The organism is Lacinutrix iliipiscaria, assembly GCF_042686125.1.
GTDB classification, from domain to species: Bacteria; Bacteroidota; Bacteroidia; order Flavobacteriales; family Flavobacteriaceae; genus Oceanihabitans; species Oceanihabitans iliipiscarium.
This window is the reverse complement of record NZ_JBHUOV010000008.1, coordinates 69,640-80,012: the sequence shown is the minus strand read 5'-3', so window position 1 is coordinate 80,012 and position 10,373 is coordinate 69,640. Positions and strand designations below refer to the sequence as shown.

Genomic DNA, 10,373 nt, shown 5'->3' with positions numbered 1-10,373 from the left:
TGCTTTTGATAAAAAATTTGAAAATATTTTTTCCCTAACTCATAATCTAAAACTTATAGAACTTTTTTTCCATCACTTTAATCCGTAACGGGCTGCAAATATAAAACCCTTTTTTAATCCTACAATGCCTTTTTTAACCTTTTTTGAAATTTATTTTTTTAACGCTCCCCAAACCCTTATTTACAATTACTTACAAAACGAAACTGTCGCGTTAAGGATTGATACGGCATCCTTTTTATTAATCCAATAAAAAGATAGAGAGGAAAGCCTGGCCCTTGAAAATCAAGGGAACGCCATTAATATTAATATAAAATGGAAACTATAAGAAGAAATTCCAAACAATACCAAAACGCACTGTGAAATCTCTATAAGGATAGTTTGGTGCTGAATAATAATTATAACCTGTCCATGCTGAATTAAAGTGTTCGGCTTTTAGAAATATTCTAGCTTGACGGATTCTGGCATTAATAAAGAAATCGAATCTAGGAAATGCGCCATATTCGTTATCATCTTGAGTATAAAACTCTGCGAGAACAGCATCATAAGCATTCATATTATATTTAGTAAAATAACTAAAGGTAATTCCTGTTTCGACTTCAAGTGCTTTTTTAAAGAAATGGTTAGAATAATATAAGGTATTTCGAGTGACTAGTTGTGGGACGTTTAGCACTTCGTTATCATCTTTAACATTTTGATATAATATAGTATTAAGCAAGCCAAAGTTTCTGAACCTAATATCTTTATCTACTTTTAGTTTAAAATAATTGATGGTTTTGTTATTTTGAAATGGTTTTACAGCATCATCGATGATGTCTTTACTAAAATAAGTGTAATCATTTATAGACGCGAAGCTTAAGGTTACATTTGCTATTTTATGAGATTGCAACTGAAACTCTATCTGTTGGGTCTTTGTATTATTGAAGTTATTTTTCCAATTATAATTTACATAATCATTTTGATAAAGCTGAAAATTGTAATTAGGTGCTTTTGAGTTGGTATTAATTTTTGCACTTAATAAAGCGTCTTCAGTTATTGGGTACGCTACTTTTGCTGATAAAAAATTACCATCAAAATCTCCTGATAAATTGGCGCCAATTTCTGCAGATAGTTTAAACTTATTTATAGTCTTCTTATAAGCACCTCCTAGAGCTAACACTTGTCCTTTTAATCTATTGGTAATCGTATTTTCGTTTAAGACCAACACATTATCGTAACCATAGTTATAATCATTATGACTAACATTAAACTGAAGCTTACCAAGTATCGTATTATGATATTGTAATTGTAGTTGATTATAAAAATTTTCTAGTGTTACACGTTTGCTTAAATCGCTAGACCTAAACGATGCGCCTAAATATTCAGATTCATTGTCTTGATTAAACTGAAAATATTTGTCTTCAAAAGAAATAATATGACCTATACTTAATGTATTTCGAGATACAGAGTCTTTTGGCTGAATTATATTATAATGATGGTCTAAATGAAAGCGTTTTCCTTTGAGTATACTTTCGGCATCTTCAAAATTTACATCTAACACACCTCTATCTTTAAACTCTGGGTTCCCAGATTCAAAGTAAATAATATTATCGTCACGCAAGCCTCCATTTTCTTCATTCAACAAATCTTGAGCAACCATATGAGCATTTGCAACATAGCGTTTGTTTTTAGTTTTATAGCTAGTTGTGAACCTAAAATTTCCTGTACTTGTTAATATATGTTGATATTTTCCTAAAGACCGCAAACCTTTATATGCTATTGAAAAATTTAACTGAGGCGATGTGTTTACGGTAAAAAAAGCATCTAATTGTTGGCCTTGTTCAAATGCTGTTTTAAAATAGAGTTCGGTAAAAGGTGTTGGCACGTTATAATAATGTATGTCTTCAATTTCCATATAATTAAAATGTCTTGCTCTTGCTCCGAAAATTGGCATAAGCGCTGTACTTTCAAAATTATAGGCTAAAGAATTATAGGTTTGTCCGACATTTGAAAAAGGCAGTAATTCAAAATTGTCACGCCTCAAATAATTAAACTTATATTCTTTTTTAATGGTTAAGCTGGTATCGACATGCACAGAATCTTGCTCATGCGTTATAATTAAATAGTCTTCTATTTTAGCCTCTTCATTCTTAATGTTTTCGTTGCTGGTGCTTTCGGTCGATTTTTTTACTGAATCATTAACCTTAACCTTCGTCTCTATAGACTTTACACCTTTAGAAATTCCGGTTTTTTGAGCAAAGCCAAAATAAGGAGTTAACAATAAAAAGAATATCAGAATTTTTTGCGTCATAATTATTTTTTAGACCTTGCAACAGCCTAAAGGTAATTTGTTATTTTTTTCAAAAATAGAAAATATCTTTATGGCATGAATCTAATTCAAGGCAATATTACAATTTATAACGAAACTAGTTTCTTAAGATTTTTATAAATGCTGAAATTAAGTTATTCTGATTTTAAATTTGAATGTGGCACAGATGAAGCTGGAAGAGGCTGTTTGGCTGGCCCTGTTACTGCTGCTGCAGTAATTTTACCAACTTCTTTTTCGAATCATATTTTAAATGATTCTAAGCAACTTTCAGAAAAAAAAAGAGAGGTATTAAAACCTATTATTGAGTCTGAAGCTATAACTTTTGGTGTGGCTCATGTATTTCAAGATACTATTGATCGTATTAACATTCTTAATGCTTCAATTTTAGCGATGCATAAATCGATAGATAAGCTTCAACAGGTTCCTGAATATATTATCGTAGATGGTAATAAATTTAAACCCTATCATAACATTCCATTTGAAACAATCGTAAAAGGCGATGGTCAATTTTTAAGTATTGCTGCCGCTTCGGTTTTAGCTAAAACGCATCGTGATATTTATATGAACAAAATTCATAACGAATATCCAATGTACAATTGGAAGCAGAATAAAGGTTATCCTACGATAGAGCATCGTGAAGCCATCAAAAAATACGGAATTACGAAGTATCACAGGAAATCTTTCAGACTATTACCAGAACAATTAAAATTAGAACTTTAACTTCTTATATTTGTGCAAATTATTCCCTCATCAATGAAAAATTTTTGGAGCATTTTATTTCTTTCAATAGTACTTTTTAGTTGTAATACTGACAATAAGCATATCAATCCTACTGATTATATTCCAGAAAACACATCAATACTTATACAAGTTAATAATTTAGAGAGTTTAAAAAGCAACCTAAACAACAACGATTTATTAGAGGACATTGCGAAAGGTGAAACTTATAATGAAATTTCAAAAAAACTCACTAATCTTAAACATTTAAAAACTTCTAACGCGCTTCTAATTTGTTTAAATTATGATGAAGAAGACCGCTTACAATATTCCGTAATTACCAAACAAACGCCAGATCTGTTTGCTGTAGATTCGTTACCAAATATAACTGTTGAAAGCTATATGTTTAACAACCAGTCTATACATAAAACTCAAATTGAAGATGCGATTACTTACAATACCTTTGTAGATAGCTTATTTATTGCTTCATCTAGTAAACACCTTTTAGAAGAGTCACTTTTAAACACAAATAAAGACCAAGGTCTTAAAACCATTTTAAAGACAGCAGATCAGAATAAGGCCTTTTCGGTTTTAATCAACAATACCCAAACTCACAACATAAAATCTTTGTTTATAAATGACTCTATTCCTTTTAATAGCTTCACAAACTACACCCTTTTAGATGCAGACATTAATCAGGATGCTATAATTTTAAATGGTATTACCAAAGCATTAGACTCCACTAAGGTGATAAACCTTTTTAAGAATACGATTCCTCAAGGCAATGTTTTAGCAAACATAACGCCTAGTAATGCTGATGGGTTTATGAGTTTTACTTTTGATAATTTCTCGAGTTTTGAAACTCAATTAAGAGGATTAAAAACTAATGATTCGATTTTTACAGACACTTCTCTTTTTGAGGATGTGATTGAAGTGGGTGTTATTTATGAAGGCAACAACAAGGCCATAATTCTCCATTCCTTGGATGCTATTGCTACAAAAGATGCGCTTTTAAATGAGCAAAACGTTGACGAAATTTATAGGCAAATTAACATCTACAACTTTAGTCAGCCAGAATTATTTAGTAATACATTTTCGCCATTAATCCATTTTAAAAGCGCAAATTATTATAGTTCTATTGATGATTTTTTTGTGTTTACCAATAGCAAGGAAACCCTTCAAAACATTATTGCCAATTATCAAAACAAAACCACATTTAGCGAACGCCAATATTATAAGGATATTCAAGAGCATTTAACCAATGAGTCGTCATTATTAGTGGTTGCAAACCCTTCAACTTTAAAAAACATACTAAATAAAAACCTTAATAATCCCATAAATTTAAAAGTCGATAGCTACAAAGCCTCTGCTTTACAATTTATTTATGACAGCAATTTTGCACATGTCAATACAGTTATTAAAAAGAGTAAAAATAAAGCTCGTGAAAACTCAGTCACAGAACAGTACACCATAAAGTTAGAAACAGATTTACTTAGCAATCCGCAACTAGTAACAAATCATGTAACTAAACAAAAAGAAATTGTAGTACAGGACATAAAAAACAACCTCTACCTTATTTCAAATACCGGAAAAGTCCTTTGGAAAAAGCAACTTAAAGGTGCTGTATTGGGTGAAATTCAACAAATTGACATGTACAAAAATGGCAGGCTTCAATTGGCATTTGCGACTAAAAACCATGTATATATATTAGATAGAAACGGAAAAGATGTAGCGCCATTTCCGTTAAAGTTTAATGATGCGATTACTCAACCACTTTCGGTGTTTGATTATGACAAGAACAAAAAATACAGACTCTTAGTCACTCAAGGCAAGAACGTTTTACTATATGATGCTCTTGGAAAGACTGTAAAAGGCTTTACGTTTAATGGTTCTGAAAATATAATTAATTATCCGCCTCAACATTTCAGAATTGGCACTAAAGATTATATTACCATAAAAACAGACCATGCGCTTTATATTCTTAATCGTGTTGGTAAAACAAGAGTTACTCCAAAAGGAAAATTTAGTTATTCAAACCAACCCTTATACCTTTATAAAGGGAATTTTACAACCACTACTAACGACGGACGATTAGTCAGTTTTAATACTAATGGAACAAGTTCTGTGCAAAACCTTAATCTTGGACAAGACCACGAATTAGTTACTACTACTAAAACCTTAGTTGCACAATCTGAGAACAAGCTCACTATAAAAAGTAAAACTTTAGAATTAGATTTTGGCAATTACGACAGACCTAAATTATTTTATATTAATGATAAGATTTATGTTTCTGTAACCGATTTACAAACGCAGAAAATTTATTTATTTGACAGCAATGCCAAACAACTTTCAAACTTCCCTGTGTATGGTAATTCTGCAATAGAGTTAAATAATATGGACAAGGATAGAAATCTAGAGTTTGTAACAAAAGGAGACAGCAATTCTATAATTATTTATGAAATCAATTAGCAGTCATTTTTTTCATAGATCACAGCTTACTATTTCTTTTTAATTTTAAAATATTAACTTTAACGACTTCAAAAACATTTATATTAAACTCATAACTTTATGAAAGCTCAATATTTAACTTTACTACTTATCTCATTTTTAATGTTTAATTGTAGTAGTGATAGCACAACAGGTGGAAGCGATGATGGTATTTTAACTGGCAGAAATTATATTAGTGAAAACAACTTGTTTGCGGCTTATTTAACTGCAGAATTAGAATTAGTACAAGCGGAAATCGATTCGCTACAAAGCGTTATTGATGCTATGCTTGGTGATGCAGAAACTCAAGAAAACTTAGACAACGCTTTAGACGACAAAGATTTCTTAATTGAAGAACGCGAACTTACTTTTTTAAGTGGCAACCCAGTAGCATTAATTTCTGACGAATCATGCCCTGATGTGCTGAGTTGTTTTTCATCTGGAGCAATATACGTTGTGTCATCAAACAATTATAATTCTTTGAATTTGTATATCGCAGATGATGAAGACAATATTATAGCAGATTCTATAGATCAACCTTTTAGAGATTTACCAGGAGTAAACGATTATAGATACCAAGAAATTTCTATTGATGATTACACAGGACCTGTAACAATTACAGTAGAAAAATTTGATTTCGACATGAATTTTATTGAATACACTGTAACGGGTTATGCTTACTAATACTACAACTCATGATAATAACCAAAACCGAAGCGATTAACTTCGGTTTTTTTTATGTCTTTTCTAGTGAAATGATTAGTATTGCAAACACAATATTTTGATTATGATTTCACGTAAAAACGCATCCATTTCTAAGTTTATAATTCATAAAGTTGGCAACAAACACAACAGTACTAAAAACGCGTTTTCTAACAAAACAGTCGATTTTGATGAAGCAAGTTATGACCTGATGCTTCCTTTTTTATTAAAACCTTTTGGCAGTGTTGTTCAAAGCTATCGTTTTAACCATCATGCAGATGTTCGTTTAAATGAAATCAATAATTATTCAGACACTATTTTTAATGATGAGGATGCTTTTATTGAAACATCAAAACACATTGTGAAACATTTATTTGAGCAATCAAATTCTGCCCAAATTAAAACAGGAGATGTTCTTGTTGTACTCTTTGAAGGCATAGAATACAATGAGATAACCACGAATGCTCTAGGTGTTTTTAAAATTGAAAATAAAGTCAATTTCTTTCAAACCTATTTAGAAAATGACAGTTATGATGTCTTAGTTCAAAAAGGAATCAATTCAAAAAAAATAGACAAAGGTTGCTTAGTTTTAAATCAATCTGATACTGAAGGTCGTATTATCTTAAGTGCAGATAACAATAATTATGATGCACAATATTGGACACATCATTTTTTGAATATTAAATATGCAGATGATGCAAATCAACACACTAAAAACTATCTAGAATTGTGTCAAGAATTTTCTAATGAAATCATAAAAACCAGCTATGGCGAACAAGAACGCAATACTTTTTTAGCCAAAACTATAGACTACTTTAAAGAAAATGAAATCCTAAATGTTGAACGGTTTACAGATGAAATTTTTGAAGAAGACAAGCATAAAACCCTTTTTGAAGACTACAAAAAAACCTATGAAGGCGAGCAAGACCTTTTAATTAGAAATCAATTTGATGTCGCTGAAGCTGTGGTAAAAAAAGAAAAGAAAAAAATTAAAACCGAAATTAAACTCGATACTAATATTCAAATCAAACTCGATATTGATGCGCCTGAAGCTTCAAGCGAATATTTAGAACGTGGTTATGACGATGAGAAAAAAATGCATTATTACAAAGTCTTCTTTAACGCTGAAGGTTAAACCTTTAACTTTTATTTTTAATAATATCCTAGCATAATTTATTATCTTGCTTACACTAACGCAATCAAAAATAAATACAACCATTATGCGCTCATTACTTCTCTCAATTCTAGCTTTTTTATTTGTCACTTTAAGTCAAGCTCAAAACCAACCTTGGCAAGGAAAATTTGAACCTATCGACAATATGATTACACCTCCTAGCTATTACAGAACAGCTAGTGGTGCGCCAAGCAAAGCCTATTGGCAACAACGTGCAGACTACAAAATTAAAGCAGAATTAGACGAAAAAAACAATATCCTTTCTGGCGAAGAAACCATTACGTATTATAATAATTCGCCCGACGATTTAAGTTATTTATGGATTCAGTTAGAACAAAATGTAAACCGTAAAGAAAGTCCAGATTTTGGTGATGCTTTTGGTGGCGTAAGAGATTCAATAAGCGCAAGGCAAATGCAATTTTTAACCCGAGCAATTGATTTTCCTGCTGGATATTCTATAAAATACATTAAAGATGCTTCTGGGAAAAACATGAAATCATTGGTTAACAATACCATGATGAAAGTTATTTTAGATCAACCCTTAAAATCAGGTTCGACATTAACTTTTTCAATGGCTTGGTCCTATCCTATTACAGATCGTAGCATGTTTTTACTGTCTAGAGAAGGTTATGAATATTTTCCTGAAGATGACAACACTGTTTACCTCATTGCTCATTGGTTTCCAAGAATGGCTGTTTATAACGACACCGAAGGTTGGCAAAATCAGCAGTTTCAAAGACTTGGTGAATTTGCCTTAGAATTTGGCGACTATGATGTTGAAATTAAAGTTCCTGAAGACCACATTGTCGCTTCAACAGGAGAATTACAGAATAGTGAGAACGTCCTCACTTCTACACAACGAAAACGACTTGACCTTGCTCGTCAAACTTATGACAAACCTGTACTTATCATTACGCCAGAAGAAGCTATTCAAAATGAAAAAAGCAAATCATCAAAATTAAAAACATGGAAATTTAAAGCGAAAAATGTTCGTGATTTTGCGTTTGCTTCCTCTAGAAAATTTATTTGGGATGCACAAGCTGTACAATTCTCAGATCATCAAACAATGGCCATGTCTTTCTTTCCAAAAGAAGGCTTACCTGTTTGGCAGGAAGAATCTACAAAAGCAGTCGTTCATGCCTTAGAGGTTTATTCGGAAGCCACTTTTGAATATCCTTATCCAGCAGCCATCTCAGTAAACACATCTAATATTGGCATGGAGTTTCCAATGATTAGTTTTAATGGAGGACGACCTAGAAATGGGCAAATGAGTGATAACGCTAAACAAGGTATGATTGGCACCATTATTCATGAAGTTGGACACAACTGGTTTCCAATGATAGTGAGTTCTGATGAACGCAAATGGATGTGGATGGATGAAGGTTTAAATACTTTTTTACACCAACGTACAGTAGCAGAACGCTATCCGCATTTTAATAGCACAACACCTAAAAGTATTGTCCCATTTATGAGTGGAGACCAAAGCATTATGCGACCAATAATGACAAATTCTGACAACGAACTACTCACTCAGTTTGGTAATAATTTTTATCAAAAACCCACAGTTGGTTTACAAATGTTAAGACATTCTATTATTGGCAAAGAGCTTTTTGATCAAGCTTTTAAAGAATATGCAAACCGTTGGAAATATAAACACCCAAACCCTTCTGATCTTTTCAGAACTTTAGAAGATGCTACTGCTACAGATTTGGATTGGTTTTTTAGAGGTTGGTTTTTTACGACTGATAATGTAGATATGGAGCTAACAAGTGTAAAGTGGTATAAAGTCTATGAAGAAGATTTAAACATAGAAGACCAGCAAGAAAAAGTAAAAATTCAAGTCAATGGCGAAAGCACTAAAACTGAAGCTAAAGATTTTTCTGGAGGTCCAGAAGTGATAACCATGACACCAACAAACGAGCAAGCTTATGGTGGTTTTTTATCGCGATTAGACGAACCTGAAGTGCGCAAACAGCTCTCAGGGAAAAATATTTACGAACTCACTATAAAAAATGTTGGTGGTCTTGTTATGCCTGTAACCATTGAGTGGCAATATACAGATGGCACCTCAGAAATTGATCGTTTACCTGCAGACTCTTGGCGAAGAAATGAATATGAAATTAAAAAAACATTTGTCAAATCGAAGGAAGTAAAGCAAGTCAACCTTGATCCTAATTTTGAATTTGCAGATGTTGATATGAAAAACAATACATTTCCTAAGACAGAAACCTCATCACAGTTTGATGAATTTAAAAACAAGAAAACAGATTAGCTTACGCTTTCTTTTAATGTCATCCCAGCCTCAAAAAGTATTGTAAAATGTTTTAGAAGTTTTTCTTTTACATCTTCTATATTCACTTCTTTTTGTCCGAGTTCTACATGAAGTGAGGTTACAGCTTTACCACGAATTCCACAAGGAATCATATGGTCAAAATAGCCTAAATCTGCATTCACATTGAGTGCAAATCCATGCATAGTGACCCAGCGACTAGCACGAACTCCCATGGCACAAATCTTTCTAGCAAATGGTGTGCCTACATCTAGCCACACACCTGTTTCTCCAGGACTACGTTCTGCTTTTAAGCCATACTCTGCTAAAGTGAGGATAATCATTTCTTCAAGAAAGCGAAGGTATTTATGAATATCAGTAAAGAAGTTATCAAGATCTAGAATAGGATAACCAACGATCTGACCAGGACCATGATACGTTATATCTCCACCACGATTTACCTTATAAAAAGTAGCTCCTTTTTTAGAAAGTTCTGTTTCATCAACTAGCAAGTTGCTCATGTCTCCACTTTTACCTAAGGTATATACATGAGGATGCTCTACGAATAAAAAATAGTTGTGCGTCGCTAAGTTAAGCGCCTCTCTTCTGTTCTTTATTTTAGCATCAACTATAGATTTAAATAAGGCCTCTTGATAATCCCAAGTATCCTTATAATCTCTAAGTCCTAAATCTTGTAATTCGACTGTTTTATTCAAATG

7 protein-coding genes are annotated in these 10,373 nt (G+C 32.2%); 5 read left to right on the top strand and 2 right to left on the bottom strand.

Annotated features, from left to right (window positions below; genetic code table 11):
• Positions 1-319: 319 nt before the first annotated feature.
• On the bottom strand, positions 320-2,287 hold the full coding sequence (locus ACFS5M_RS12205; protein WP_183490393.1) for a putative porin: 1,968 nt from the start codon (positions 2,285-2,287) through the stop codon (positions 320-322).
• 138 nt (positions 2,288-2,425) lie between these two features.
• On the opposite strand from ACFS5M_RS12205, the gene ACFS5M_RS12200 reads away from it, so the two are divergent.
• From ACFS5M_RS12200 to ACFS5M_RS12180, 5 genes are all read left to right on the top strand, one after another.
• The gene (locus tag ACFS5M_RS12200) at positions 2,426-3,025 is read left to right on the top strand and encodes a ribonuclease HII (protein WP_183490390.1); all 600 of its coding nucleotides are present in this window, start codon (positions 2,426-2,428) and stop codon (positions 3,023-3,025) included.
• 33 nt (positions 3,026-3,058) lie between these two features.
• Positions 3,059-5,491, top strand: coding sequence for a ribonuclease HII (locus ACFS5M_RS12195; protein ID WP_183490387.1), 2,433 nt, complete (start codon positions 3,059-3,061; stop codon positions 5,489-5,491).
• A gap of 99 nt (positions 5,492-5,590) precedes the next feature.
• Positions 5,591-6,193 (top strand): hypothetical protein, encoded by a 603-nt coding sequence (locus ACFS5M_RS12190; RefSeq protein WP_183490384.1) that lies wholly within the window; start codon positions 5,591-5,593, stop codon positions 6,191-6,193.
• Between the two features lie 103 nt (positions 6,194-6,296).
• Positions 6,297-7,346 carry a nucleoid-associated protein gene (locus tag ACFS5M_RS12185; RefSeq protein ID WP_183490381.1) on the top strand — a complete coding sequence of 350 codons (1,050 nt, stop codon included), beginning with the start codon at positions 6,297-6,299 and terminating at the stop codon, positions 7,344-7,346.
• A gap of 85 nt (positions 7,347-7,431) precedes the next feature.
• The gene (locus ACFS5M_RS12180) at positions 7,432-9,657 is read left to right on the top strand and encodes a M1 family metallopeptidase (RefSeq protein ID WP_183490378.1); all 2,226 of its coding nucleotides are present in this window, start codon (positions 7,432-7,434) and stop codon (positions 9,655-9,657) included.
• Here ACFS5M_RS12180 and lipB read toward each other — a convergent pair.
• Complete coding sequence (lipB, locus tag ACFS5M_RS12175; protein ID WP_183490375.1) at positions 9,654-10,370, bottom strand: lipoyl(octanoyl) transferase LipB; 717 nt, start codon at positions 10,368-10,370, stop codon at positions 9,654-9,656. The two genes, ACFS5M_RS12180 and lipB, sit on opposite strands and share 4 nt — an antisense overlap.
• Positions 10,371-10,373: the final 3 nt, after the last annotated feature.

Coding starts and splice junctions, on each gene's coding strand:
- ACFS5M_RS12205 (WP_183490393.1), bottom strand. CDS start 2,287: ATGACGCAAAAAATTCTGATATTCTTTTTATTGTTAACTCCTTATTTT.
- ACFS5M_RS12200 (WP_183490390.1), top strand. CDS start 2,426: ATGCTGAAATTAAGTTATTCTGATTTTAAATTTGAATGTGGCACAGAT.
- ACFS5M_RS12195 (WP_183490387.1), top strand. CDS start 3,059: ATGAAAAATTTTTGGAGCATTTTATTTCTTTCAATAGTACTTTTTAGT.
- ACFS5M_RS12190 (WP_183490384.1), top strand. CDS start 5,591: ATGAAAGCTCAATATTTAACTTTACTACTTATCTCATTTTTAATGTTT.
- ACFS5M_RS12185 (WP_183490381.1), top strand. CDS start 6,297: ATGATTTCACGTAAAAACGCATCCATTTCTAAGTTTATAATTCATAAA.
- ACFS5M_RS12180 (WP_183490378.1), top strand. CDS start 7,432: ATGCGCTCATTACTTCTCTCAATTCTAGCTTTTTTATTTGTCACTTTA.